The sequence below is a fragment of the Pseudomonas sp. G3-39 genome (assembly GCF_054790485.1).
Genome location: NZ_CP186497.1, coordinates 5,138,028 through 5,163,466 on the forward strand (window position 1 = coordinate 5,138,028; position 25,439 = coordinate 5,163,466).

Below are 25,439 nucleotides of genomic sequence, written 5' to 3' on the forward strand. Positions count from 1 at the left end.
TTTAGTGATCGCAATGTTTCTTCAGATGTTCCCGAACCTTCGAGGCAGGAACTTTCTGCAGTTTGCACAGCAGGTCATGGTTCAGCTCACGCACCCCATGCTTGTGCCGCAGTTCTTCCGCCAGATGCGCCATCAGGTTGGCCGCCATCTCGGCATCCGCCATCGCCCTGTGCGCCTGGCCGGTGTGTGGCAGGCGGGCGAACGTGGTGAGGGTGCCGAGCTTGTGGTTCGGCGCCGCCGGCATCAGGCGTCGGGCAAGCAGCAACGAACAGGCGAAGTTCTGCAATCGAGTGCGTTTGATCCGCCCAAGCTCGAAGTCCCAGAACTTCTGGTCGAACGAGGCGTTGTGCGCCACCAGCGGGGTGCAGCCGACGAATTCGTTGACCTCTTCCATGACCCGCTCGGCCGAGGGTGCACTGCGCAACATGGCGTTGCTGATGCCGGTCAGTTGTTCGATGAACGCAGGAACGCGCACGCCGGCGTTCATCAGGCTCTGGTAACGCTCGACGATACGGCCGTTTTCCAGCATGACCACGGCGATTTCCGTGGCGCGGCAGCTGCTGTTCGGCGACAGGCCGGTGGTTTCAAAGTCGATGACTGCAATGCGTTCCAAACCGGGTTCAACTCCGTTCAAATCAATTCTTGAGCAACGCTCAGTTTTTCAACAGCAGTGCGCCTTCAATCGGCACATAACGGCTGGCGGCGCGGATCAGCGAGTTGGCGGTCAGGCCCGGCACGCCGTAGGCCACTGCCTGTACGCCGTGCTTGCTGATGATGCGTTCGAGCAGCATGTCGAAATCACCGTCACCGGAGGCCAGGACGATTTCGTCGACGTGGTCGGCGGCGTCCATGATGTCGAGGGTGATGCCCACGTCCCAGTCGCCCTTGGCCGAGCCGTCGCTGCGCTGGATGTAGGGTTTGAGCTTCACGGTGAAACCGAGGTTGCGCAGGATCTGCTGGAACTGCTGCTGCTTGCTGTCGCCACGGTCGATCGCGTAGGCATAGGCCTCGACGATCTGCCCTTGCTTGCTAATGTCAGCCCACAGCGCGGCGTAGTTGAAGTGACAACCATAGGCCTGACGCACGGTGTAGTAGAGGTTCTGCACATCGGCGAACACTGCGATTTTTTTCACCGGGATTCCTGTGAGCGCATAGCGCACGAAGCGGGATCAGGCGCCGGGCCCGAAAAAGGCGCTCAGTATGCCAGCCCACAGGAAGGTGGCGCGAATAATCGACCCACCACTCCGGACGGATGGTGGATTGTGGTGAGGGGATTTATCCCCGATGGGCAGCGCAGCGGCCCCGAAAATGGGACTGCTGCGCACTCCATCGGGGATAAATCCCCTCACCACAGATTTGATACTGACGGCTGATCAGTCAGACAAACGAATCGTCGTCATCGAAGAATGACGAGTTGTCATCGCTGTAGTCGGTGTCAGTGAATCCGCCCTGGTCATTGCCAGAGAAACCGTTATCGGCCACACGCTGGTCATTGCCCCAGTCGTTGCCGCTCTGGTCGGCCACTTGCGCCGGCTCTTCCTTGATCACTTCAACGATTTCTTCGGGCTGCTGGTTGTGATGGAACAGGCTGCTGATGCCCTGCGCCAGCATCACGCCACCGGCCACGCCAGCGGCAGTTTTCAGAGCGCCGCCGAGGAAGCTGCTGCCCGCAGCCGGAGCTGCTTGCTGCGCGTAGTTGGGCGGTGGTGCGGCATAGTTCTGTTGTGGCGCTGGCGCAGCGTAGTTCTGCTGCGGTGCCGGCTCACGCCAGCCGCCGGTAGAAGCCGGAGCGCTCTGGGTCGGCGCCGGACGCGAGCTGCCGCCGCCGAAGATGCTCGACAGGAAACCTCCGCCGCCGCTTGGCGCCGGGGCCGCGCTCTGGGACTTGGCCGCTTGCAGTTCAGCCTGCAATTGCTGGACTTGCCGGGTCAGCTGCTTGTTCTGTTCGTCGAGGCTCTTGATGGCCGCCTCTTGCACCAGAATCGCCTGGGTCATGAAATAACCTGCCGCCGGCTGGCGGGTCAGGTGTTCCTTGATCCGCGCCTCGGCCTGGGCGTCGCGCGGGGCTGCCTCCGTTTCGGCCTGTTGCAGCCGGGAAAACAGTCCATCGATCAGGGTTTGCTCTTCGCTGTTCATGGCGACCTCGTAGATTGCCGGGGATAACGTTGCCCGTGTCCACTGTGGACATGGCGCACCTCTGTAATGGAGGCAGTGACAGGATGTTTCAACGACCTTTACCGAATGTTTACGTTTGTGTCCGCCCGCCCATCATCGGTTAAAGTGAGCCACTGTTTTCGACCTGCGATACCGACTGATGAATGCCTTCGATGTACTGCGCGACTCTCTGTATTTTTTCAAACGCCATCTGGCCAGCATCGTGCAGTTATGCCTGCCGCTGGTGATCTTCGAGGCGGCGCTGCAACAAGTGGTGGATCACGTCACCGACCCGGACAGTTTCTCCGCCGCCAGCGTGGTCGTCGGTCTGCTGGTGTATCCGCTGTACACCGCCGCGCTGATTCTGTTCCTCGATGCTCGCACCCGTGGCGAAGCTCCGCGCAACCTCGACCTGCTGGCGATGTCCGCGCGCCTGTGGCCGCGTTTCGCTCTGCTCACGGCGCTCAATACCTTGCTGATTCTGCTGGGGTTGTCGCTGTATTTCCTGCCGGGGCTGATGCTGATGGTCATGCTCGCATTCGCTGAATACCTGCTGGTGTTGCGCGGTATGGGGCCGTTGCAGGCGATGAAGGAAAGTCTGCGCCTGACGCGTGGGCATTTCTGGCGGATCCTGCTGTGCATTCTGTGTGTGATGGGGCCGTTGTGGCTGCTCAAGGGCGCGACCCTGGCGGCGTACCCCGACCCACAGAATCCGCTGATCGCGGTAATGATCGACAGCGCGCACAGTTTCCTGCAGCTGTTCACCAGTGTGGTGCTGTTCCGTCTGTTCATGCTGATCAGCGAATTGCCTGACAAACGTACCGGAGCGGTCTGACTTCGCGACCCTTGGGCCAAGGCTCTGCGGTCAGGTATGCTCGGAGCCACTTTTGTAACGCGATAAGCCGAGCCATGCCCCGTCTGCTGCGCTACACCCTGTTGCTGATTGTGCTCGCCGTCGCCCTGATCGGCGGGCTGTTCTACAGCCTGACCTGGCGCCCCGGCGCACGGGAGACCCTGCCCGTTACCTGCACCGGTACGCCGCCGACCCTGGTGCCGGGGCAAGCGCTGAAAGTCATGACCTGGAACGTGCAGTACCTGGCGGGCAAGCGCTACGTGTTCTGGAACGATCTCGCCCAAGGCTCTGATGAGGCGCCATCCCCGGAAGACATGGCGTTCAGTCTCGACGAAGTGGCGCGGGTGATCCGCGACGAGCAACCCGACGTGGTGCTGCTGCAGGAATTGGATGACGGCGCCAAGGCCAGTGATTACCAGAACCAGCTCAAGCTGCTGCAGGAACGGGTCACCGACCTCTACCCGTGCAGCGCTCACGCCTTCGACTGGAAGGCCGATTTTGTCCCCGATCCGCACATCTTCGGCAGCGTTGGCCGGCAACTGGCGACCCTGAGCCGCTACCGCATCGAACACGCCGAGCGCCTGCAATTGCCGGTGCCCCCGGCGAATTTCATCTCCCGCCAGTTCCAACCCAAAGACGCCCTGCTCGCCACCAAGCTGCCGCTGAGCGACGGCGGACAACTGACGGTATTCAACACCCATCTGGATCGCGCCCGCCAACCGGGCGAGACTTTGCAGGCGCAAGTGACGGCGGTGGCCAAAGTGCTCGACAAGTACGAAAGCCAGGGCCTGCCGTGGCTGATCGGCGGCGACTTCAATCTGTTGCCGCTGGGCCAGTATCAGCGTCTGCCCGCCGAGCAGCGCACGCCCTACTCGATCGACAGTGCGCTGCACCTGTTGTGGGACAAGTACCCGATGATCCCGACCAATAACGAAGCCAGCGGCATCGACCGCGCCCACTGGCTGACCCACTACCCCAACGACCCCGGCCTCAATGGCCCGGATCGCACGGTCGACTATCTGTTCTACAGCCCGAAGATCAAACGGGTCGAAGCGCGGGTGCGCCAGGACGATACGTTGCGCATTTCCGATCACTTGCCGGTGATTGCGCGGTTCCTGCTGCCCGCAGCCCCGTAGTCACACACACCTCATAACCCTGTGGGAGCGGGCTTGCTCGCGAAAGCGTCGTGTCAGTTGATGCATCCGCGCCTGGCGCACCGCCTTCGCGAGCAAGCCCGCTCCCACAGTAGATTGATGTCGTACCGTGATTGGTTGGCAGGCTGCGATGTTTTGCTCTTCAGGTGCCGCGCGGCTTGGCCCGCGCGGTCGCCTCGGCCACCAACGGATCATCCGGCCAATAATGCTTCGGATAGCGCCCCTTGAGATCCTTCTTCACCTCGGCATAGGTGCTGCGCCAGAAGTTGGCCAGATCCTGCGTCACCTGCACCGGCCGCCGTGCCGGGGACAGCAGATGCAGCTTGACCACTTGCCGGCCGCCGGCAATTCGTGGCGTCTCGGCGAGGCCGAACAGCTCCTGCAAACGCACCGCGAGAATCGGTGGCTGTTCGCTGTAATCCAGACGAATCGATGACCCCGACGGCACGCTGATGTGGTGCGGCGCCAGCTCATCAAGCTTCTGCGGCAACGGCCACGGCAGCAGATTGCGGACGATGCTCGACAGGTCCAGATTGGCGAAATGGCTGAGCCGCGAGACCTTGCCCAGGTAAGGCATTAACCAATGCTCAAGGGTTTTCAGCAACGTTACATCGCTGACATCCGGCCACTGACTGTCATCCTGCGTGGCCAGATCCAACTGCCGCAACAGGGCAACCCGCGCCTGCCACTGCCGTAGCTCCGGCGTCCACGGCAACAACTCCAGTCCCTTGCGCCGCACCAGATTGACCAGCGCCTGACTGCGCGCCGCTTCGTCGAGACCGGTCAACGGTTCGCGGCTGAGGATCAGTTCGCCAACCTTGCGCTGACGCTCGGCGCGCAGCACGCCTTCGCGCTCGTCCCAGTCCAGTTGATCGACAGCGCGCACTTGCTCGGCGAGCACCGAATCGAACAGCGCCGGATCAAAATCCGCCGCCAGGTAAATCCGCTCCTCACGCTGGCCCTGACGACTGCCGAGATCGGCGACAACGATCCACGGCTCCTTCATCAGGCTGTCGGCTTCGGCGAACAGCGCAGCGCGACCATTGGCCAGACGATATTCGGCGCCACCGGCACGCCGCTGCTGGGCAACCCGATCCGGGTAGGCCAGCGCCAGCAGCGCACCGAGCCAGCGCGGGTGATCGGGATCGCTGACCGGCGCGCTGGCCTTGCCACGCAGGTAACCGCGATATTGCCGCGCCAGTTGCCGGGCACGCTGCACGCCGCCCTGAGCACCGCGTGCCGCGCGTTCTTCGCCGGAGAGCAGCACCAAGCGGCTGTGCAGATCGGCCCCGGCGCCGCGCAAAATATCGCGCTCGCCGAGCAGTGCCGCGACGTCACACGCCATGTTCGCCAGCCCCAGCGCCTGACCGCGCAGCAACAGATGGGCGATGCGCGGATGCGCCGGCAACTCGGCCATGGCCTGACCGTGGGAAGTCAACGCCTCGCCTTCAAGTGCGCCCAGGCGCTGCAACAAATCCTGCGCCTGGGCATAGGCCGCTGCCGGCGGCACATCGAGCCAGACCAGCTCGCCCGGGGTCACGCCCCAGCGTCCAAGTTGCAGCGCCAGACTCGCCAGATCCGCCGACAGAATTTCGGCACTGCCGTAAGCGGCGAGTTGCTCGTGCTGATCCTGCGACCACAAGCGGTAACACACACCCGGCTCCAGACGTCCGGCCCGGCCCGCACGCTGGGTGGCGCTGGCCCTGGAAATGCGCTGAGTATCGAGGCGGGTCATGCCGCTGCCGGGGTCGAAACGCGGCACCCGCGCCAGCCCGGCGTCGATCACCACGCGCACGCCGTTGATGGTCAGGCTGGTCTCGGCGATGTTGGTCGCCAGCACCACTTTGCGCTGGCCCGCCGGCGCCGGGTCGATGGCAGCGCGCTGGGCGTTGAGGTCCAGTTCGCCGTGCAACGGACAGAGCAATACGTCTTTACGCTCGCCAATGGCATCGCTCAGTTGCTGATGCACCCGACGGATTTCCGCCTGCCCCGGCAAGAACACCAGCAGGCTTCCAGTCTCATCGTGCAGGGCTTCGAGGACGGTCTGGGTCACGCGCTGGTCGATGTATTCGCCGGGCTGGAACGGTCGCCCCCAGCGCATCGTCACCGGGTACATGCGCCCTTCGCTGCGCAGGATCGGCGCGTCATCCAGCAACCCGGCCAGACGCTCGCCTTCCAGCGTGGCGGACATCAGCAGAATCTTCAGCGGCTGTTCAGCGCGGAACAGTTCACGACCGTTCAAACTCAGGGCCAAGGCCAGATCGGCATCAAGACTGCGTTCGTGAAATTCGTCGAAGATCAGCAGACCGACGCCTTCCAGCGCCGGATCATCCTGCAGGCGTCGGGTGAGAATGCCTTCGGTGACCACTTCGATACGGGTATTGGGGCCGACCTTGCTATCGAGACGGATGCGATAGCCGACGGTTTCACCGACCTTCTCACCCAGTTCGCTGGCCAACCGTTCGGCAGCGGCTCGCGCGGCGAGACGCCGTGGTTCGAGCATCAGAATGGTCTGCCCGGCCAGCCACGCTTCATCGAGCAAGGCCAAAGGCACGCGGGTGGTTTTACCGGCGCCGGGCGGTGCTTCGAGCACGGCTTCGTGGCGTGTCGCCAACGCTTCACGCAGGGCGGGTAAAACTTCATCGATCGGCAAAGAAATCATGCTGGCTCCCAAACAGAGCGGCGAGTATAACGGCGAACTGCCGGGCGTTTGTCAGGGTCTTAATTTCAAACGACGACGCTTCGTTTTCAAATGACTCAGGAGATTTTCCATGCGCTTACCTTCTCGCCTGATCGGCGGTGTACTGGTCGCCACCCTGTTCACTCAACTCACGGCCTGCGGTTCGATTTTCTATCCGGACCGTCGCGGTCAGATCGACGGCAAGATCGATCCGGCGATTGCCGTGCTCGACGCCGTGGGCCTGCTGTTCTACGTGATTCCAGGGCTGATAGCGTTCGCGGTCGACTTCACCACCGGTGCGATCTATTTCGAACCGGGCCACACCGCTCAGGTCGATCCGGCCAAACTCAAACAAGCCATCGGCCCGGACGGTCAGGTCGATAACCTCAAGTTGCAGGCTATTCTCGAAACAGAACTGGGCCGCAATCTGCCGCTGGACGATCCACGCCTGATCCAGCACAAGGGCAGCACGCAACAACTGGCGATGTTTGGCCTGCAACCCGCCGCATAAGGAAATCACATGACCACCAGCCCCGAACACGCCCGCCTGCTGCGGCTGGCAACCCGCGCTTCGGTGGCGGTGGCCTGCACGCTGATCATCGCCAAAGCCATCGCCTGGTGGCTGAGCGGCTCGGTGAGCATGCTCGCCGGCCTCACCGACTCGGCGCTGGATGGCGTCACTTCGCTGCTCAATCTGCTGGCGGTGCATTACGCGCTGCGTCCGGCCGATGACGATCACCGTTACGGCCACGGCAAGGCCGAATCGCTGGCGGGCATGGCGCAGGCGCTGTTCATCGGTGGCAGTGCGGTGCTGATTGCGTTTCAGGCGTATGAACGCATCAAGCAACCGGAGCCGCTTGGCGCGCCGTGGCTGAGCATCGGCGTGATCGTGTTCTCGCTGCTGCTGACCGCGGCGTTGCTGACGCTGCAACATCGGGTGATCAAGCAGACCGGCTCCAACGCCGTGCGCGCCGACTCGCTGCACTACCGTTCTGACATGCTGCTCAACGGCAGCATTCTGATTGCGCTGATTCTCGCCGGCATGGGCTTTCATCAGTTGGACGCATGGTTCGGCCTGGGGATTGCCGGGTACATCTTGTGGAGCGCGATCCAGATCGCCCGGGAAAGTTTTTCGGTGCTGATGGATGAAGAGCTGCCGACGGACGTCAGTCAGCACATGCTCGAACTGGCCTGCGGCGTACCCGGCGTACTGGGCGCGCATGATTTGCGCACGCGGATTTCAGGCAACCACTGGTTCGTGCAGTTGCATCTGGAATTGCCGGGAGAGCTGACCTTGTCAGTCGCTCACGGTATCAGCGATCAGGCGGCGGATGCGATTCACGCCGCCTACCCGCGAGCCGAAGTGCTGGTGCACGCCGACCCGCAGGAAGTGGTCAAGACCGAACGGGCGCAAACCCGGATTCAGTAAGACACCTGATAACCGCGACTGCTCAGGCAATTGCCCTGCGCCTGACGGTAAGCCTGCACCACCTCAGGCGCCGGTTGATAGGTCGCGGTACGCGGGTCGAAACCGCTCTGCTGCACGGCGTATTGGTAGCACTGATAACCGTCCTGCTGCACCTGTTCCGGCGACTGCCCGTTGGCCGGATAGGCCTCGACGTCATAGCCCTGGGATTGCGGCTGCGGTTGCGGCGGTTGCTGCACCGGGGGTTCGACTACGACGTAATCCTGAGTGGCTTCCTGATACGCATAGTAGGAACCGGCAGCGAGGAACAGCAACGCACCGCCGATCCACACTTCACGGGCATAGTCCGGCAGATACTGGGTGCGAATCCCTCGTGGCGGCTGCACGACGATGTAGCGCGGGCCTTGCGGGCGATACCAGTAGCCGCCGGAATAGAAGTAATCCTGACCGCGATACGGCACTCGGTATTCGCGATCCGGGAAGCGGTCGATCACATGCCCCGGGCGGTATTGCGGGCCTGGCCCCCAACCGTTGCCATGTCCGTCCGGGCGACCCGGCCAGCGATTGTCATTGGGCCGGTTGCCGGTTTGCCATTGCTGGTTGTGGTAACCATTCTGCGGCCGCTCGTCGCGGTAGTAACCCTGGCGCGGTTCCTGAGTCTGGCGCACGGTGTCGGGCCGTGGCTGGATCGGCAGGTTGTTCGACGGGGGCGCCTGATGCACCGGAGCGGGTTGATTGGGCGCGCGGTTCTGGCTCTGCCACTGGCCATTGTTGTGCTGCTGGCCGTTGTGCTCGAACTGACGGCTGTTGTCGCCCCGAATGATTTCATTGTTCTGCGGCCGCGGCTGATTTTGCGGCGGCGGATTGTTCTGCCCGTGGGGCTGATGATCGCCCCCATGGCCCTGGTTATTTCCCTGATGCTCAGGGCCGCGTCCACCATTAGGGCTGCGGCTCTCCGGATCGTCGGCGAGCGCTTGCGCACTGACGCTCACACACAGCAAACCAACACCGGCCAGACGCCAGATGCGCGACTTCATGCTCTTCCTCACTGCGGGTATTAAGAGGGCTTGTAGCTAAGACCGGGAATACGCACACCGGGTTCTGCGACAGGTTATCAGTCACGAAACTTATTTATTGAGGAAGGCTGTGCATCGAGGCACAAAAATCGCAGACAAGAAAAAGGGAGACCCGTCGGCCTCCCTTTAGAGAACTTCGTCCTGGCTCGACGCTTTTGACGTCGGCTCACCTCACGCCGTCTTCTGGACAGTGTGCAGCTCGGGGGCCGGCCCAGCCCCGGTGGGGGTGGCGGCCGCGGCGGGCCTGATTGGGCGGGCCGCAGTGGACTGTGTTACCGAGCAGTGATTCTGGTGATAAGAATAGGCCGGGAGGCGCGACAGAGGATTGCGAAGATTGCTCAAATAAACACTGCTTGCGCAATTTTTAACCCTGGATAGATAATCCGCCGCAATAGTTACAACCAAGGACTGATTCATGAGCAAACTCGACCGTTACGACCTGAGTATTTTGGCGGAATTGCAGCGCGACGCCCGCATCTCCAACCAGGAACTGGCCGAGCGCATCGGTCTGTCACCCTCCCCCTGCTCGCGCCGGGTCAAGCAACTGGAGGACGACGGCTACATCTCGCGCCAGGTCGCCCTGCTCGATCGCAAGATGCTCGGCCTGAGCCTGACCGCCTACGTACTGATCGGCATGGACCGGCACACCCCGGAGCGTTTCGAGAATTTCGAAGCGGCGATCCGCACCTTGCCGCAGGTGCTGGAATGCAGCCTGGTGACCGGCGTGGATGCCGACTATCAGTTGAAAGTGGTGGTGCCGGACATGGATCACTATCAGAAGCTGTTGCTGGGGCACCTGACCCGGATTGAAGGCGTGACCAGCGTGCGCTCGAGCTTTGTGCTGAATCAGGTGCTCAACAGCACTGAATTGCCGCTGACGCATCTGCGCAACTGACATCGCCTTCGCGAGCAAGCCCGCTCCCACAGTTGAGATTCGTCAAGCACACTATCTGTGTTCAACCGAGATCCCCTGTGGGAGCGGACTTGCTCGCGAAGAGGCCGGTACAGGCACCCCATAACCGCGGCACACCGACACAGGTCAATGCGGCCCTGCCACCCTCGGCGTATAATCGCCCAGCCCTTTCAGCCCTGTGCGCGCCGGAGATGCCCGATGGATCCTGCAGTATTCGAAGAGTGGATGATGACTGGCCTGGTCAGCATCCTGATCATTTTCATGGGTTTCATCGTCTGGGATCTGGCGAAGAAGTCCAAGGCCGGGCGTTTCGGCTCGTTCATTCTGTTCTTCGTCCTGGGCCTGGGCGTGGCTGCGTTCATCATCAAGAGTGTGGTGATCGGCCTGATCGAATCCGGCGCTCTATAACCGCGCCGGCACTTCTTTCCATTGGCCCTGATCGAGCCCGTCGAGCGTCCAATCGCCAATCCTGACCCGCACCAGCCGTAACGTCGGCAGCCCCACCGCTGCGGTCATACGTCGTACCTGACGGTTGCGCCCTTCACGAATCACCAACTCCAGCCAACTGGTCGGCACGCTTTTGCGAAAGCGTACCGGCGGATTGCGTGGCCACAGTTCAGGTTCTTCCAGTTGCCGCGCCTCGGCAGGCAAAGTCTTGCCGTCATTCAACTCGACACCTTCGCGCAGACGCTGCAACTGCTCGCCTGTCGGCACGCCTTCGACCTGCACCCAGTAAGTCTTCGCCAGTTTGTGTTTCGGATCAGCGATGCGCGCCTGCAACTGGCCGTCATTAGTCAGCAACAACAAGCCTTCGCTGTCGCGATCAAGGCGTCCGGCCGGATAGATACCGGGCACGTCAATGTAATCCTTGAGCGTCGCCCGCCCGCCTTCGTCGCTGAACTGCGTCAGCACATCGAACGGTTTGTTGAACAGGATCAACTTCGGCTCGGCCGGCGGCGCTTTGGCGACACGACGTGGAGCCGAGGAGGATGGCTTCGCACCGGGACGGCGGGAAGGTGGACGCGGGGGACGGGACATAAGAGAACAAACATCTAACGGTCAGGGCTGCTAATGCTAGTAGCCCGACCGTTAAATGACCATCAACAAATCAGCGGAACGGCGGCTCGTCGAAGCTGCGCAGTTTGCGCGAGTGCAGCGAGTTGAGTTCGGTGCGCAGCAGATCCACCGCCGCGATGCCGATCTTCAAGTGTTGGCTGACCGCGCGCTCGTAGAACGCGTTGGCCGAACCCGGCAGCTTGATTTCACTGTGCAGCGGCTTGTCCGAAACGCACAGCAACGTGCCGTAAGGCACTCGCAGGCGATAACCCTGGGCGGCGATGGTGCCGCTTTCCATGTCCACCGCCACGGCCCGGGACAGGTTGATCAGCGGACGCTCCTGCGCCCAGCGCAGTTCCCAGTTGCGGTCGTCGTAGGTCAGCACGGTGCCGGTGCGCAGGCGCTTTTTCAGCTCCTCGCCCTTCTCGCCGGTGATATTGGCCGCGGCTTGCTGCAGCGCCAGTTGCACTTCGGCCAGTGCCGGGATAGGAATGTTCGGTGGCACCACGCGATCGAGAATCCCGTCGCGACGCATGTAAGCGTGGGCCAGCACGTAGTCGCCAATGGTCTGCGACTGACGCAGCCCGCCGCAGTGACCGATCATCAGCCAGCAATGCGGACGCAGCACCGCCAGGTGGTCGGTGATGTTCTTGGCGTTGGATGGGCCGACGCCGATGTTGACCAGAGTCACGCCATGGCCGTCATTGGCGATCAGATGATAGGCCGGCATCTGGTAGCGGTGCCAGACCACGCCGGCGGCAATCGCCGACGCTTCGCCGTGATCCATGCCTTTCTCGATGATCACGTTGCCCGGCAAAACCATGCGCACGAAACGCGGGTCGTTGCGCAGTTGTTCCAGGCCATGAACGATGAACTGGTCGACGTAGCGGTGGTAGTTGGTCAGCAGAATCCACGGCTGCACATGGCGCCAGTCGCTGCCGGTGTAGTGCACCAGGCGACGCAGGGAGAAGTCGACCCGCGCGGCGTCAAACAGCGCCAGTGGCAGCGGATCGGTGTTTTCCCAGTCGTAGAGACCGTCGGCGATGCCATCGGTGGCCGCGGACAGGTCGGTACTCGGGAACACCCGCGCCAGCACCGCAGCGGTGACACCGGAGCCGGCCAGTTCATCGCCCTGCTCGACCACGTATGGGTACGGAATGTTCTGTTGGCTGACACCGACTTCCACGGTCACGGTGAAGTCGTGCATCAACGGCACCAGTTGTTCCAGCAGGTATTTGCGGAACGCCTTGGGATGGGTGACGGTGACGCTGTAGGTGCCCGGCAGTTGCACCTTGGCGTAGGCGCGGGTGGTCTGCGGGACTTCGCCCTGACACAGGTAGGTCAGACGCAGTTCGGGATAACGAAACAGGGCACGCTGTTCGGCGTCAGGCTCGACGCGATCCTTGAGGTAACGCTTGAGCGCCGAATTCAGCGCAGTGGTGGCTCGCTCATGCAGCTCGGCCAGACGATCCACGGCTTGTTCGGCGGTTTGAACGACAATAAACGCTTCGGTCACGATCAGCTTCCTGTGTTCTGACTTGCAGAGCTTCATCTTGCCTGCATCGTGGTCTCACGGGAACAGTGGAGTTGTGGGTGTACCCAAATCTTCCCATCTATGGAGATCCCCTGTGGGAGCGAGCCTGCTCGCGAATGCGCTGTGTCAGTCGACCTATCCATTGACTGACACACCACATTCGCGAGCAAGCCCGCTCCCACAAGGGGATTTGTGTTGGGTCAGAAACCTTGCGGGGTTGAGCGAGCGACGATGGCTTCGACGTCCAGCCCACGCGGCAATGCACCGTAGACCCGGCCGCCACCACTCAGGCGGCTGGCAATGAACGCGTCGCTGACCGCCGAGTTGCCGGCCTCCAGCAATAGCTTGGCCTGCAAACCGAGCGCGATGTCTTCGGTGAGTTGCCGCGCCCGATACTGAATGTCGCTGGTGTCCTTGAACTGCGCCTGCAACTGCTGGATATGCGCAGCCAGACGTTTGTCGCCATGGCCATCGCCCAACTCGCTGAACAGCACATCGAGCACGCCCGGCTCTTTCGACAGCGCGCGCAGCACGTCCAGGCACTGCACGTTGCCCGAGCCTTCCCATGTCGAGTTGACCGGCGCCTCGCGATACAAACGCGGCAGGATGCTCTCCTCGACATACCCGGCACCGCCCATGCACTCGGCGGCTTCGTTGATCATTCCGGGGGCACGTTTGCAGATCCAGTATTTGCCCACTGCCGTCACCAGGCGGGCGAATTGTGCTGCATGGCGATCATCCAGATGATCCAGCGCCTTGCCCATGCGCAGGCTCAGGGCCAGCGCGGCCTCGCTTTCCAGCGCCAGATCGGCCAGCACGTTCTGCATCAACGGCTGTTCGCTGAGCAGTTTGCCGCCGACCTTGCGGTGCGCGCAGTGGTGGCTGGCCTGAGTCAGCGCCTGACGCATCAGCGAGCTGGAGCCGACCATGCAATCGAAACGGGTCATCGCCACCATCTCGATGATGGTCGGCACACCGCGCCCCTCTTCGCCGACCATCCACGCCAAAGCGCCACGGAATTCCACCTCGCTGGAGGCATTGGACTGGTTGCCGAGTTTGTTTTTCAGGCGCTGGATGTAGAACTGATTCCGCGTGTCGTCGGGGCGATGGCGCGGCAGCAGGAAGCAGGTCAGGCCCTTGTCGGTCTGCGCCAGCGTCAGGAACGCATCGCACATCGGCGCCGAGCAGAACCACTTGTGCCCGACCAGTTCATAGGCCTGCCCCGGGCCACTGGCACCGACCGGATAGGCCTTGGTGGTATTGGCCCGCACGTCGGTGCCGCCCTGTTTCTCGGTCATGGCCATGCCGATGGTCACGCCGGCCTTGTGCGCCATGCCGACGTTGCGCGGGTCGTATTCGGTGGCGAGGATTTTCGGCAGCCACTGCTCGGCCAGATCAGGCTGCAAACGCATGGCCGGGACACTGGCGAAAGTCATGGTCAACGGGCAACCGCTGCCGGCCTCGGCCTGGCTGTGCAGATAGCTCATCGAGGCGCGGGCGACATGCGCGCCGTCCTGCGGATGGGTCCAGGGTGATGAGGTCAGGCCATGTTCGATTGCGGTGCGCATCAGCTCGTGATAAGCGGGATGGAATTCCACCAGATCGATGCGATGACCGTAGCGGTCATGACTGACGAACACCGGTTTGTTCTGATTGGCAAGGAACCCGGCCGCCATCAACGGCCCGCCGGCCAGCCCACCGTAGGCATCGATCCGCGACTCGGCCCACCCGGCGCCAAAGCGGCGCGACCACTCCTGCAATGGCAGGTCGATGCGGTACAGGTTGGCACCGTCCAGCGATGGCGGCTGGTTGGTGACTTCGTGGGTTTCGGCGAACTGATGCAGGTTCATGACGGGGCTCCTTTGGTCAGCCAAGGGATTCAGTTAAGCACCGGCCCGTGGCTGATCAAAGTGTCATATGCGCCGAACTGTCGGCGCTTTCACCCTGTTACGCGCTGAGCACCCGACGCTCCAGCGCCGTCTGCAGGTCTTCGAATTTCACAGGTTTGTTCAGGTAATCGATGCGCGTGCCAGGTGCGCAATGCTCGCGATCCGTGCCCAGCGCCAGCATGAACACCGGCAGATTGGCGCAGCCGGGCAACGCATGAATCTGGCAGCACAACGACGCACCTTCATGATTGGGCAACTGGCAATCAATCAGCACCGCATCGAAGGTTTCGCGTTGCAGACAGTCCAGCGCCGCCGCGCCGTTGTCCGCAGTACGTACGCGAAACCCCAGTTTGAGCAGCATGCCGCGCATCACCAGTTGGTTGACGCTGTTGTCATCCACCAGCAACACCGTGCAGTCCTGCGGTGCACGGCTGCGCTCGTGCAGCGCTTCCGGAGTTGGCGCCGCTTCGAGCTGCGGTAGCTCGAACTCGACATCCAGTTGAAAACGGCTGCCGCTGCCAGGCTGGGAGCGGTGAGTCAGCTTGCCGCCGAGCAGTTCCACCAGTTGCCGACAGATCGCCAGCCCCACGCCCAGGCCGCCGTATTCGCGGGTCATCGAGCCGTCGAGCTGGAAGAAGCGCTGATACATCGTCGCCTCGCCCAGATCGGTGAAACCGATGCCGGTATCGATGACCGCAAACGACAGCGCCAGGCGGTTGTCCGTCGCCGGTTTGCCAGTGACCCGCAGCGCCAGACCGCCGACCCGGGTGAACTTGATCGCGTTGTCCAGCAGGCACTCCAGGCATTGCGCCAGTTTTGCGCTGTCGCCGTGCAAGCGATCCGGCAGGGTCGGCAGCACCTCGACTTTGAAGTCCAGCGACTTGCTCGCCGCGTTGCCGTCGAACTGCACGCGCAAGGCCTCGACCACCGCGCGCAGACTGAAGCTGCCCGGCGTCGCCTTGAGCTTGCCGGCCTGCAATTCGGTGAGGGTGAGGATGCCGTTGACCATGCGCATCATGTCCCGGGCAGAGCCAGCGGCGGTTTGCTGGTATTGCTCCAGTTCAGGCTCCAGCTCGACGGTCTGCATCAGTTCCAGCGAACCGATCACACCGTTCATCGGCGTGCGCAATTCGTGGGTCAGGGTCGCGAGGAATTCATCCTTGAGCTTGTTGCTGTGGGCCAGTTGCTGGTTGAGCACTTCGAGCTTCTGCCCGGCATCGAACAGGGTTTGCGCCTGTTGTTCGCGCATCGCGTTGATGCGATCAGCCAGCGCCAGCGACAGCAGCGCGACTTCGATCGCCGAACCGATCTGACTGGCGTACATGGTCAGGAACACGTTCGGCAGCAGGCCCAGCACCATCAGCGTATTGACGATGCCGCCGAGCAGGAATGCCGACCAGGCAATGATGAAATAACGCGCCACCCGCAAGCCACGCCACCAGGCGAGAATCCCCGCGGCGAAGATCACCACGGTGAACACCAGCGCCAACAGGGTCGCCAGGCGCAGCGACAATGCGTAACTGGTCATCAGCGACAGCCCGACCACCAGCGCGCCGAACGCGATCAGGGCGATCAGCAGATAGTCGAGCCAGCGGCTGTGGGTTCTGGTCTGCAGGAAACTGCGGGCGAACTGGCTGCCGAACAACCCGGCGCAACCGATGAAAAACGGTGTGGCGGCGTTGGCCCACCACGGATTGTCCGGCCAGAAATACTCGACCGCCGCGCCGTTCACCGACAGTTGATAAAGGCCGAACGAGGCGATGTAGAAGATGTAATAGAGGTAGCTGGTGTCGCGCACGCTCAGGTAGATGAACAGGTTGTAGACCAGCATCCCCAGCAGCACGCCATAGATGATCCCCAGCACATACAGGCGCACCGGCTGGTCTTCGAGGTACGCGGTGCTCGACCATAACGTCACTGGTGCCTGGATCGAGCCTTCACTGGCCAGGCGCAGGTACACGGTTTTTTGCTGGTCAGGGGCGAAGGTCAGGTCGAACAGGTAATTGTTCTGCCGGATCTCGCGACTGGCGAACGGAAAGGCGTCGCCGGTCTGCCGGATCAGGCGGTAGTCGCCATTGGCATCGGCCATATAAAGGTCGAGATGATCGAGCGGCGGATACGCCAGTTCCAGCAGCCAGGTGCGTTGGGCGGCCGGATTGTTCGGACGGTAATGCAGGTCGATCTTCAGCCAGAACGCCGAACGCGAGTAACCGGCATTGAGCGTGGCTTTGTCGTGGGGTTTGAAATTGCCCGCCGCCGCTTGAGCACGGACGTCGGCGATGTTCGCCTGACCGCTCGGGTCTTCGAACACTTGCAAGGAGCGGCCCAGCGGGAGGCTCTGGGTATTTTCGTCGAACTCGACGGCGCTTGCGAGGAGGGGCAAGCAGAACAGCAACATCAGCAAATAGCGCATTGAAGCCCCAGCGTGGCTCGTCCGGTTGTGTCAGGAAGCCCCCCATTCCCTTTGAGTAGACGTAAAACCGGTATTACCTGTTATTGGTTTGGATCCAGCCTAGCATAGCCGTTGATGGCCATTGAGCACCATCGAAATTTTTCCTACAAAGGCTCTAGAACGGGCGTTTCAGAGCAAAGCAGCGGACTAGAGCTGTTGAGTTGGTCAACTCAGTAAAGCAGCAGACATTGTGAATGCTTTTGTGATGACAAGCTCGATCGGGACTGAACCCCAAATTCAGCTTTGGTGGTAAGCTCGCGCACCATGAATATCTACAGCTCCCGCCCCGTTGTCCTCTGTCTCTCCGGCCACGACCCCAGTGGTGGCGCCGGCTTGCAGGCAGATATCGAAGCCCTGCTCGCGCAGGGTTGCCATGCGGCTCCGGCCGTCACCGCCCTGACCGTGCAAGACACTGTCAACGTCACTGACTTCCGCGTCCTCGACCGTGAGTGGGTACTGGCCCAGGCCAATGCCGTGCTCAACGACTCCGAAGTCGCTGCGGTCAAACTGGGCATGCTCGGTTCGCTGGAAATGGTCGACACCGTGGTCGAACTGCTCTCTGCGCACCCGCACTTGCCAGTGGTCTGCGACCCGGTGCTGCGTGCCGGCGGCGGCGGACGCCTGGGCAAGGACGAAGTCGGTTATGCGATGCGCGAGCGTCTGCTGCCGCTGTCGATCATTGCCACCCCCAACCTGCCCGAAGCTCGAATCCTCGCCGAACTGCCCGAAGGCACTGCGGACGAGTGCGCGGAAAAACTCCTGCCGTTCGTCAAAAACCTGCTGATCACTGGCGGCCATGGCAACGAAACTGAAATCCACAATCGCCTGTACAGCCGTGACGGCCTGCGTGAAACCTTCTATTGCCAGCGTTTACCGGGCAGTTATCACGGTTCCGGCTGCACATTGGCCAGCGCCCTCGCCGGTCGGCTGGCCCAGGGTGAAAACCTTGCCAGCGCGGTGCGTACCGCACTGGATTACACCTGGCGCACCCTGCGCGATGCCGAACAACTGGGCAAAGGCCAGTTCGTGCCGCGTCGCCTGCCGCTGGATTTTTGCTCGTAACGTCGTGAGGTCTGCCTGATGAAACTCCGTGGCCTGTACGCCATCACCGACAGCCAATTGCTGGCGGGCAAGTTTCTGTCGTATGTGGAGGCGGCGCTGGAAGGCGACGTCACCCTGCTGCAATACCGCGACAAAAGCAGCGACGAGGCCCGCCGCCTGCGCGAGGCCGAAGCTTTGCGTGACCTGTGCGAGCGCTACAAGACGCAGTTGATCATCAACGATGACGCCGAATTGGCCGCACGCCTCAACGTCGGCGTGCACCTGGGTCAGACCGACGGCCCGCTGTCGCCGACCCGCGCCCTGCTCGGCTCCAAAGCCATCATCGGTTCGACCTGCCACGCGCAACTCGAACTGGCCGAGCAAGCCGCCAAGGAAGGCGCGAGCTATGTCGCCTTCGGTCGCTTCTTCAATTCCAACACCAAACCCGGCGCGCCAAGCTGCAGCCTCGATCTGCTCGACGAGGCCAAACGCAAGCTGCATCTGCCGGTCTGCGCGATTGGCGGCATCACCCTCGACAACGCCGCGCCACTGGTGGCCCACGGGGTCGACCTGCTGGCGGTGGTCCACGGCTTGTTCGGTGCCGAAAGCACCGCCGAAGTGACCCGCCGCGCCCGCGCCTTCAACGAACTTCTGAAAATCTGATTTGAGAGCCCGAACATGTCTCGTTCCGAAACCCTGTTTGCCAATGCCCAGAAACACATTCCCGGTGGCGTGAACTCGCCGGTTCGCGCCTTCAAGAGCGTGGGCGGCACACCGCTGTTCTTCAAGCATGCCGAAGGCGCCTACGTCACCGACGAAGACGACAAGCGCTATGTGGATTACGTGGGTTCGTGGGGGCCGATGATCCTCGGCCACAGCCACCCGGACGTGCTGGACGCGGTGCGCAATCAGCTGCAACACGGCCTGTCCTACGGCGCGCCGACCGCGATGGAAACCGAGATGGCCGATCTGGTCTGCTCGCTGGTGCCGTCGATGGACATGGTGCGCATGGTCAGTTCCGGCACCGAAGCGACCATGAGTGCGATTCGTCTGGCCCGTGGTTACACCGGTCGCGACAGCATCATCAAGTTCGAAGGCTGCTACCACGGTCACTCCGACAGCCTGCTGGTCAAGGCCGGTTCCGGCGCGCTGACCCAAGGTGTGCCGAGCTCCGCCGGTGTGCCGGCCGCGTTCGCCAAACACACCCTGACTCTGCCGTTCAACGACATCGACGCCGTGGAGAAGATGCTCGCCGAAGTTGGTCAGGACGTCGCCTGCATCATCGTCGAGCCAGTCGCTGGCAACATGAACTGCGTGCCGCCGGCACCGGGTTTTCTCGAAGGCCTGCGTGCGCTGTGCGACAAGCATGGCGTGGTGCTGATTTTCGACGAAGTGATGACCGGTTTCCGCGTTGCCCTCGGCGGCGCCCAGGCGCACTACGGCGTGACCCCGGATCTGACCACCTTCGGCAAGATCATCGGCGGCGGCATGCCGGTCGGCTGCTTCGGCGGCAAGCGTGAAATCATGGAACGTATTGCCCCGCTGGGCCCGGTGTATCAGGCCGGCACCCTGTCGGGTAACCCACTGGCGATGGCCGCCGGTCTGACCACCCTGCGCCTGATCAGCCGTCCGGGGTTCCACGCCGAACTGACCGACTACACCACGCGCCTGCTCGACGGCCTGCAACAACGCGCCGATGCCGCGGGCATTCCGTTCGTGACCACGCAAGCGGGTGGCATGTTCGGCCTGTACTTCAGCGGCGCCGACGACATCGTCACCTTTGAAGACGTGATGGCCAGCGACGCAGCACTGTTCGGTCGCTTCTTCCACCTGATGCTCGAAGGTGGCGTGTACCTGGCACCGAGTGCATTCGAAGCCGGTTTCACCTCGATCGCCCACGGCGAAGCCGAGCTGAAAATCACCCTGGACGCTGCCGAACGCGCCTTCGCTGCATTGAAGTAATCGCCGTACCGCTGACGTTGGCCATGGCCAGCGTCAGCTTTCACCTACACTCACGCCGTTTTTCCCACGCCTCTGCTAAAAATCCATCAGAAAGTGGCCGATATATTCCCCGCGCAGCAGAAAAACGAGTAAAGACTTTGTAAGGTTGGCCCTGCTTATTTCATAATGCGCGCTTATTGGATCCCTCGATGGGTCCGCGTGCCCTTCAGAGGTAAGTCGATTCCCATGAACCGCACCGGCCGCACCCTTGCCTTGGGCTGCCTGTTGCTCCTTCAGCCCCTGCTCGCGCATGCACAAGCAGGCGGCAACTCGTTGTTGATCCCGGCGATGGGTCGTTGCACCCTCAACACTCAGCCGCAAGACGTCACGCAGGCACTGGCCGCCTGCCAGAAAGCGGCGGACGAAGGGGATGCGCAAGCGCAATACGAGTTGGGTGAGTTCTACTACGACGGCAAGAATGCGCCACGCGATCTCAATCAAGCCCTGAGCTATTTCGAAAAGGCCTCGCTGCAAGGCCACGCTCAGGCGCAGTTCAAGCTTGGCACCATGTTCTTCCACGGCGAAGGCGTGCAGGCCAACAACATTCAGGCGTACATCGTGCTGAAGATGGCCGCGGTCAACGGCGCCGAAGATGCGCTGGACACCGCCGACGAAGTCTCCGAAAAAATGTCCCGCGAAGACCTCGAAACCGCGACCCAGGTGCTCGGGCAAATTTTCCGTAAATACCTGATGGAACTGCAGAGCGCAGATGGGCGTACGCCGTTTTCGCCACTTCCCTGATTTCTGCTTTGCTCTGACTATCCCCATTCGCGAGCAGGCTCGCTCCCACATTTGATCTCCAGCGCTGCGAAGATCTTTTGTGGGAGCGAGCCTGCTCGCGAAGGGGGCGACGCGGTTCTGAGCCCTACTTCTCAGGCATCGGCATCGGAAACGGCATCACATTGCCGACCGCGCCACGGGCTTCGCTGATTTTCGGGGTGCCCAGACGTTCCACCTCGTCGATGCGCACGATCGAATGCATCGGCACAAAGCTGCGCACCACACCTTCGAACTGCGCCTTGAGCTTCTCTTCGCTCGGATCGACCACCACTTGCGTGCGCTCGCCAAAGACGAACTCTTCCACTTCCAGAAAACCCCACAGATCACTTTGATAGATCTGCTTGGCGTACATTTCGAACACCTGGCCCTGGTTGAGGAAAATCACCTTATAGATTGGAGCTTCGCGTTTGGTCATGGCGGGGGATAACATCGGGGATAAAAATGAGGGCGCAAACTATAGCATAGCCACCGGACGCACAGCGGTAGGAACCTGAGGGCTTGTTCCCTATAATGCGCGGTTCTTTGAATCAGGTGACGACCTTACTCCATGGCCAAGAAGCTTTACATCGAAACCCACGGTTGCCAGATGAACGAGTACGACAGCTCGCGCATGGTTGATCTGCTGGGCGAACATCAGGCCCTGGAAGTCACCGCCCGCGCCGAAGACGCCGACGTGATTCTGCTCAACACCTGCTCGATCCGCGAACGTGCACAGGATCGGGTGTACTCGCAGCTCGGCCGCTGGCGCGAACTGAAGCTGGCCAACCCGGACATGGTGATCGCCGTCGGTGGTTGCGTGGCCAGCCAGGAAGGCGCGGCGATCCGTGATCGCGCGCCGTACGTCGACGTGGTCTTCGGCCCGCAGACCCTGCACCGCCTGCCGGAAATGATCGACGCCGCACGCAGCAGCAAGTTGCCGCAGGTCGACGTCTCGTTCCCGGAAATCGAAAAATTCGACCACCTGCCCGAGCCGCGCATCGACGGCCCGAGCGCCTACGTGTCGGTGATGGAAGGTTGCAGCAAGTACTGCACGTTCTGCGTGGTGCCCTACACCCGTGGCGAAGAAGTCAGCCGGCCGTTCGATGACGTGATTGCCGAGATCATTCACCTCGCCGAAAACGGCGTGCGTGAAGTCACCTTGCTCGGGCAGAACGTCAACGGCTATCGCGGCCTGACCCACGATGGGCGTCTGGCCGATCTGGCCGAGCTGATCCGCGTGGTCGCCGCTGTCGACGGCATCGACCGCATCCGCTACACCACTTCGCACCCGCTGGAGTTCTCCGACAGCCTGATCCAGGCCCACGCCGAAGTGCCGGAGCTGGTCAAACACCTGCACTTGCCGGTGCAGTCGGGTTCCGACCGGATCCTCGCGGCGATGAAGCGCAACCACACCGCGCTGGAGTACAAATCCAAGCTGCGTAAACTGCGCGCTGCCGTGCCGGGCATCTGCATCAGTTCGGACTTCATCGTCGGCTTCCCTGGCGAGACCGAGAAAGACTTCGAACAGACCATGAAGCTGATTGCCGACGTCGGTTTCGACTTCTCCTACTCGTTCGTCTATAGCCAGCGCCCGGGCACCCCGGCGGCCGATCTGGCCGACGACACCCCGGAAGAGCTGAAGAAAGAACGCCTGAACGCCTTGCAGCATCGTTTGAATCAGCAAGGGTTCGAGATCAGCCGACAAATGGTCGGTTCGATCCAGCGCATTCTGGTCACCGACTACTCGAAGAAAGACCCGGGCGAGCTGCAAGGGCGTACCGAGAATAATCGTATCGTCAACTTCCGCTGCGATAATCCGACCCTGATCGGCCAGTTCGCCGATGTGCACATCGATGCGGCGCAACCGCACTCGCTGCGCGGCTCGCTGATTCAATAACACCGCATATCCCTGTGGGAGCGAGCCTGCTCGCGAAAGCGGTCTGTCAGACACCTCAATGTTGAATGTGTCGCCGCCTTCGCGAGCAGGCTCGCTCCCACAGGTACAGCGCCAGGGGCATGAATCGGGCGAGTTCATATAAGAGCTTTCGCACCCACGCCACTGGCGTTATCCTTGATTTCATCTTAATTGCCCCAGGGCGGCTAAATACGACCTTGAACGCACCCATAGAACCACATCGTTTTATCCTCGAGCCCTTTGAGGCTCGCCGCTTCGCCAATCTGTGCGGGCAATTCGACGAGCATCTGCGCTTGATCGAACAGCGCCTGGCCATCGAGATCCGCAATCGCGGAAACCAGTTCGAGCTGATCGGCGACCCCAAGCACACCACGTCTGCGGAAAACCTGCTGCGCCGCCTGTACCGCGAAACCAAGGGTACCGAGCTGTCGCCAGACATGGTGCACCTGTTCCTCCAGGAATCGGCCGTGGTCGAACTGGACAACCACGCCCCCGCCGAAGCCTCCGTCGCCCTGCGCACCAAGAAAGGCATGATTCGCCCACGCGGCCTGAATCAGCTGCGCTACGTGAAGGAAATCCTCGGCAACGACATCAACTTCGGCATCGGTCCGGCCGGTACCGGCAAGACCTATCTGGCTGTGGCTTGCGCCGTCGATGCCCTGGAGCGCGAGCAGATCCGCCGCATCCTGCTGGTGCGTCCGGCGGTTGAAGCCGGTGAAAAACTCGGCTTCCTGCCCGGCGATCTCGCCCAGAAGATCGACCCGTACCTGCGCCCGCTGTACGACGCCCTCTACGAAATGCTCGGCTTCGAATACGTGGCCAAGCTGATCGAGCGCCAGGTGATCGAAGTCGCGCCGCTGGCCTACATGCGCGGTCGGACGCTGAACAACAGCTTCATCATTCTCGACGAAAGCCAGAACACCACCGTCGAGCAGATGAAGATGTTCCTGACCCGGATCGGCTTCGGCTCCACCGCCGTCATCACCGGCGACATCACCCAGGTCGACCTGCCGCGCGGCACCAAGTCCGGGCTGCACCATGTGATCGAAGTGCTCAAGGATGTTCCGGGCATCAGCTTCACGCACTTCCAGCCCAAAGACGTCGTGCGCCATCCATTGGTGCAGCGGATCGTCGAGGCCTACGAGCGCTTCGAGACCCGTGCCGACGCCGCCAGGGAAACCTCGCGCGATGCTTGAGCTGGATCTGCAAATCGCTACCGAAGCGAACGCCCCGAGTGAAGCCGAGTTCCGCAAATGGTGCGAACTGGCCCTGCGCCAGCGCAGCGCCGACTCGGAAATGACCATTCGTCTGGTTGACGAGGAAGAAGGTCGTGAGCTCAATCACACCTGGCGCCATAAGGATTACGCGACCAACGTCCTGTCGTTCCCGGCCGAAGTCCCGGACGAGTTTCTCGACATCCCGCTGCTCGGCGATCTGGTGATCTGCGTGGCCGTGGTCGAGCGCGAAGCTGCCGAACAAGGCAAGGAACTCCAGGCCCATTGGGCACATCTAGTCATTCACGGCTGCTTGCATCTGCTCGGTTACGACCATATAGATGACGACGAAGCCGAAGAAATGGAAGCACTGGAACGCGAGTTGCTTGCCGAACTGGGCTATCCCGATCCGTACGCGGACGACGAAGCCGAAACATCCCCTATCGTTACAACAAAGGATTCAGAGTAATCGCTATGAGCGAAGATCGATCGAGCAACGGGCAGAAGTCATGGCTGGGTAAACTGACCCAGGCTTTTGCCCACGAGCCGAAGAACCGTCAGGAGCTGCTTGAGCTGCTGCGTGATGCACATCAGAACAAACTGCTGGACAGCGAAGCGCTGGCCATCGTCGAAGGCGCCATTCAAGTGGCTGACCTGCAAGTCCGCGACATCATGGTGCCGCGCTCGCAGATGATCAGCATCAAGGCGAACCAGACACCCCGTGAATTCCTCCCGGCCGTGGTCGACTCGGCCCACTCGCGCTATCCGGTCATCGGCGAAAGCCACGACGACGTGATGGGCGTGCTGCTGGCCAAGGATCTGCTGCCGCTGATCCTCAAGGAGAACGGCGACAGCTTCAACATCAAGGACCTGCTGCGCCCGGCCACCTTCGTGCCCGAGTCCAAGCGTCTGAACGTGTTGCTGCGTGAATTCCGCGCCAACCACAACCACATGGCCATCGTCATCGACGAATACGGCGGCGTCGCCGGCCTGGTGACGATTGAAGACGTGCTGGAACAGATCGTCGGCGACATCGAAGACGAGCACGACGTCGAAGAAGACAGCTACATCAAGCCGCTGCCCAGCGGTGACTTCCTGATCAAGGCCCTGACACCGATCGAGAACTTCAACGAGTTCTTCGACAGCGAATTCTCCGACGACGAGTTCGACACCGTCGGCGGTCTGGTGATGAGCGCGTTCGGGCACTTGCCAAAACGCAACGAAATCACTGAAATCGGCGCCTATCGTTTCCGCATCCTGAACGCCGACAGCCGTCGGATTCATTTGCTGCGACTGACCCCTATCGCCCGGTAAGAAATCTA

The 25,439-nt window shown here is 61.8% G+C and carries 24 protein-coding genes; 14 read left to right on the forward strand and 10 right to left on the reverse strand.

Annotated elements, in window-relative coordinates; translation table 11 throughout:
- Position 1 precedes the first annotated feature (1 nt).
- From ACOYXG_RS23160 to ACOYXG_RS23170, 3 genes are all read right to left on the reverse strand, one after another.
- Entirely contained in the window at positions 2-613 is a 612-nt protein-coding gene (locus ACOYXG_RS23160) for a 3'-5' exonuclease (RefSeq protein WP_460354207.1), read from the reverse strand.
- 40 nt (positions 614-653) lie between these two features.
- Complete coding sequence (locus ACOYXG_RS23165; RefSeq protein ID WP_007963710.1) at positions 654-1,133, reverse strand: LabA-like NYN domain-containing protein; 480 nt, start codon at positions 1,131-1,133, stop codon at positions 654-656.
- Positions 1,134-1,377: 244 nt separating this feature from the next.
- A complete protein-coding gene (locus tag ACOYXG_RS23170; RefSeq protein ID WP_096795265.1) occupies positions 1,378-2,136 on the reverse strand; it encodes a DUF2076 domain-containing protein in 759 nt (252 codons plus the stop codon).
- Positions 2,137-2,314: 178 nt separating this feature from the next.
- On the opposite strand from ACOYXG_RS23170, the gene ACOYXG_RS23175 reads away from it, so the two are divergent.
- Both ACOYXG_RS23175 and ACOYXG_RS23180 read left to right on the forward strand, forming a co-directional pair.
- Positions 2,315-2,989 (forward strand): YciC family protein, encoded by a 675-nt coding sequence (locus tag ACOYXG_RS23175; protein WP_139054430.1) that lies wholly within the window; start codon positions 2,315-2,317, stop codon positions 2,987-2,989.
- A gap of 74 nt (positions 2,990-3,063) precedes the next feature.
- The gene (locus ACOYXG_RS23180) at positions 3,064-4,143 is read left to right on the forward strand and encodes an endonuclease/exonuclease/phosphatase family protein (protein WP_460354211.1); all 1,080 of its coding nucleotides are present in this window, start codon (positions 3,064-3,066) and stop codon (positions 4,141-4,143) included.
- A 160-nt stretch (positions 4,144-4,303) separates the two neighbouring features.
- Here ACOYXG_RS23180 and hrpB read toward each other — a convergent pair whose 3' ends face one another.
- The gene (gene hrpB, locus ACOYXG_RS23185; RefSeq protein WP_460354213.1) at positions 4,304-6,823 is read right to left on the reverse strand and encodes an ATP-dependent helicase HrpB; all 2,520 of its coding nucleotides are present in this window, start codon (positions 6,821-6,823) and stop codon (positions 4,304-4,306) included.
- Between the two features lie 109 nt (positions 6,824-6,932).
- Here hrpB and ACOYXG_RS23190 point away from each other — a divergent pair, with 109 nt between their 5' ends.
- A complete protein-coding gene (locus ACOYXG_RS23190) occupies positions 6,933-7,352 on the forward strand; it encodes a polyribonucleotide nucleotidyltransferase (RefSeq protein ID WP_414903530.1) in 420 nt (139 codons plus the stop codon).
- Between the two features lie 9 nt (positions 7,353-7,361).
- On the forward strand, positions 7,362-8,270 hold the full coding sequence (locus ACOYXG_RS23195; RefSeq protein ID WP_047602562.1) for a cation diffusion facilitator family transporter: 909 nt from the start codon (positions 7,362-7,364) through the stop codon (positions 8,268-8,270).
- Here the strand turns inward: ACOYXG_RS23195 and ACOYXG_RS23200 are convergent.
- Positions 8,264-9,304 (reverse strand): DUF6515 family protein, encoded by a 1,041-nt coding sequence (locus ACOYXG_RS23200; RefSeq protein WP_460354218.1) that lies wholly within the window; start codon positions 9,302-9,304, stop codon positions 8,264-8,266. The two genes, ACOYXG_RS23195 and ACOYXG_RS23200, sit on opposite strands and share 7 nt — an antisense overlap.
- 454 nt (positions 9,305-9,758) lie before the next feature.
- On the opposite strand from ACOYXG_RS23200, the gene ACOYXG_RS23205 reads away from it, so the two are divergent.
- A complete protein-coding gene (locus ACOYXG_RS23205) occupies positions 9,759-10,238 on the forward strand; it encodes an Lrp/AsnC family transcriptional regulator (protein ID WP_008081091.1) in 480 nt (159 codons plus the stop codon).
- Between the two features lie 216 nt (positions 10,239-10,454).
- Positions 10,455-10,664, forward strand: a complete 210-nt coding sequence (locus tag ACOYXG_RS23210) for a DUF2788 domain-containing protein (protein ID WP_003228500.1) — start codon at positions 10,455-10,457, stop codon at positions 10,662-10,664.
- Here ACOYXG_RS23210 and ACOYXG_RS23215 read toward each other — a convergent pair.
- The 4 genes from ACOYXG_RS23215 to ACOYXG_RS23230 all read right to left on the reverse strand — a co-directional run bounded on the left by ACOYXG_RS23215 (position 10,659) and on the right by ACOYXG_RS23230 (position 17,148).
- The gene (locus ACOYXG_RS23215) at positions 10,659-11,294 is read right to left on the reverse strand and encodes a pseudouridine synthase (protein WP_247841033.1); all 636 of its coding nucleotides are present in this window, start codon (positions 11,292-11,294) and stop codon (positions 10,659-10,661) included. The two genes, ACOYXG_RS23210 and ACOYXG_RS23215, sit on opposite strands and share 6 nt — an antisense overlap.
- A 70-nt stretch (positions 11,295-11,364) precedes the next feature.
- Positions 11,365-12,864, reverse strand: coding sequence for an AMP nucleosidase (amn, locus tag ACOYXG_RS23220; RefSeq protein ID WP_167734182.1), 1,500 nt, complete (start codon positions 12,862-12,864; stop codon positions 11,365-11,367).
- Between the two features lie 182 nt (positions 12,865-13,046).
- The gene (locus tag ACOYXG_RS23225) at positions 13,047-14,696 is read right to left on the reverse strand and encodes an acyl-CoA dehydrogenase family protein (RefSeq protein ID WP_460354223.1); all 1,650 of its coding nucleotides are present in this window, start codon (positions 14,694-14,696) and stop codon (positions 13,047-13,049) included.
- 97 nt (positions 14,697-14,793) lie between these two features.
- The gene (locus ACOYXG_RS23230) at positions 14,794-17,148 is read right to left on the reverse strand and encodes a hybrid sensor histidine kinase/response regulator (protein WP_460354226.1); all 2,355 of its coding nucleotides are present in this window, start codon (positions 17,146-17,148) and stop codon (positions 14,794-14,796) included.
- 303 nt (positions 17,149-17,451) lie between these two features.
- On the opposite strand from ACOYXG_RS23230, the gene ACOYXG_RS23235 reads away from it, so the two are divergent.
- From ACOYXG_RS23235 to ACOYXG_RS23250, 4 genes are all read left to right on the forward strand, one after another.
- Entirely contained in the window at positions 17,452-18,249 is a 798-nt protein-coding gene (locus ACOYXG_RS23235; RefSeq protein ID WP_460354229.1) for a hydroxymethylpyrimidine/phosphomethylpyrimidine kinase, read from the forward strand.
- Positions 18,250-18,267: 18 nt separating this feature from the next.
- Complete coding sequence (gene thiE, locus ACOYXG_RS23240) at positions 18,268-18,891, forward strand: thiamine phosphate synthase (protein ID WP_460354232.1); 624 nt, start codon at positions 18,268-18,270, stop codon at positions 18,889-18,891.
- Positions 18,892-18,906: 15 nt separating this feature from the next.
- Positions 18,907-20,190, forward strand: coding sequence for a glutamate-1-semialdehyde 2,1-aminomutase (gene hemL, locus ACOYXG_RS23245; RefSeq protein WP_338800082.1), 1,284 nt, complete (start codon positions 18,907-18,909; stop codon positions 20,188-20,190).
- 225 nt (positions 20,191-20,415) lie between these two features.
- The gene (locus ACOYXG_RS23250; protein WP_003228518.1) at positions 20,416-20,970 is read left to right on the forward strand and encodes a tetratricopeptide repeat protein; all 555 of its coding nucleotides are present in this window, start codon (positions 20,416-20,418) and stop codon (positions 20,968-20,970) included.
- 124 nt (positions 20,971-21,094) lie between these two features.
- On the opposite strand, the gene ACOYXG_RS23255 is transcribed toward ACOYXG_RS23250, so the two are convergent.
- Complete coding sequence (locus ACOYXG_RS23255) at positions 21,095-21,424, reverse strand: DUF1820 family protein (protein ID WP_003185742.1); 330 nt, start codon at positions 21,422-21,424, stop codon at positions 21,095-21,097.
- A 132-nt stretch (positions 21,425-21,556) separates the two neighbouring features.
- On the opposite strand from ACOYXG_RS23255, the gene miaB reads away from it, so the two are divergent.
- The 4 genes from miaB to ACOYXG_RS23275 all read left to right on the forward strand — a co-directional run bounded on the left by miaB (position 21,557) and on the right by ACOYXG_RS23275 (position 25,431).
- Complete coding sequence (miaB, locus tag ACOYXG_RS23260) at positions 21,557-22,885, forward strand: tRNA (N6-isopentenyl adenosine(37)-C2)-methylthiotransferase MiaB (protein WP_007960557.1); 1,329 nt, start codon at positions 21,557-21,559, stop codon at positions 22,883-22,885.
- Positions 22,886-23,100: 215 nt separating this feature from the next.
- Entirely contained in the window at positions 23,101-24,099 is a 999-nt protein-coding gene (locus ACOYXG_RS23265) for a PhoH family protein (protein ID WP_150368170.1), read from the forward strand.
- On the forward strand, positions 24,092-24,586 hold the full coding sequence (gene ybeY / locus ACOYXG_RS23270; protein ID WP_460354235.1) for an rRNA maturation RNase YbeY: 495 nt from the start codon (positions 24,092-24,094) through the stop codon (positions 24,584-24,586). Before ACOYXG_RS23265 ends, ybeY begins: the two co-directional genes overlap by 8 nt.
- Positions 24,587-24,591: 5 nt before the next feature.
- Positions 24,592-25,431, forward strand: coding sequence for an HlyC/CorC family transporter (locus ACOYXG_RS23275; protein WP_027612886.1), 840 nt, complete (start codon positions 24,592-24,594; stop codon positions 25,429-25,431).
- The last annotated feature ends 8 nt before the right edge of the window (positions 25,432-25,439 follow it).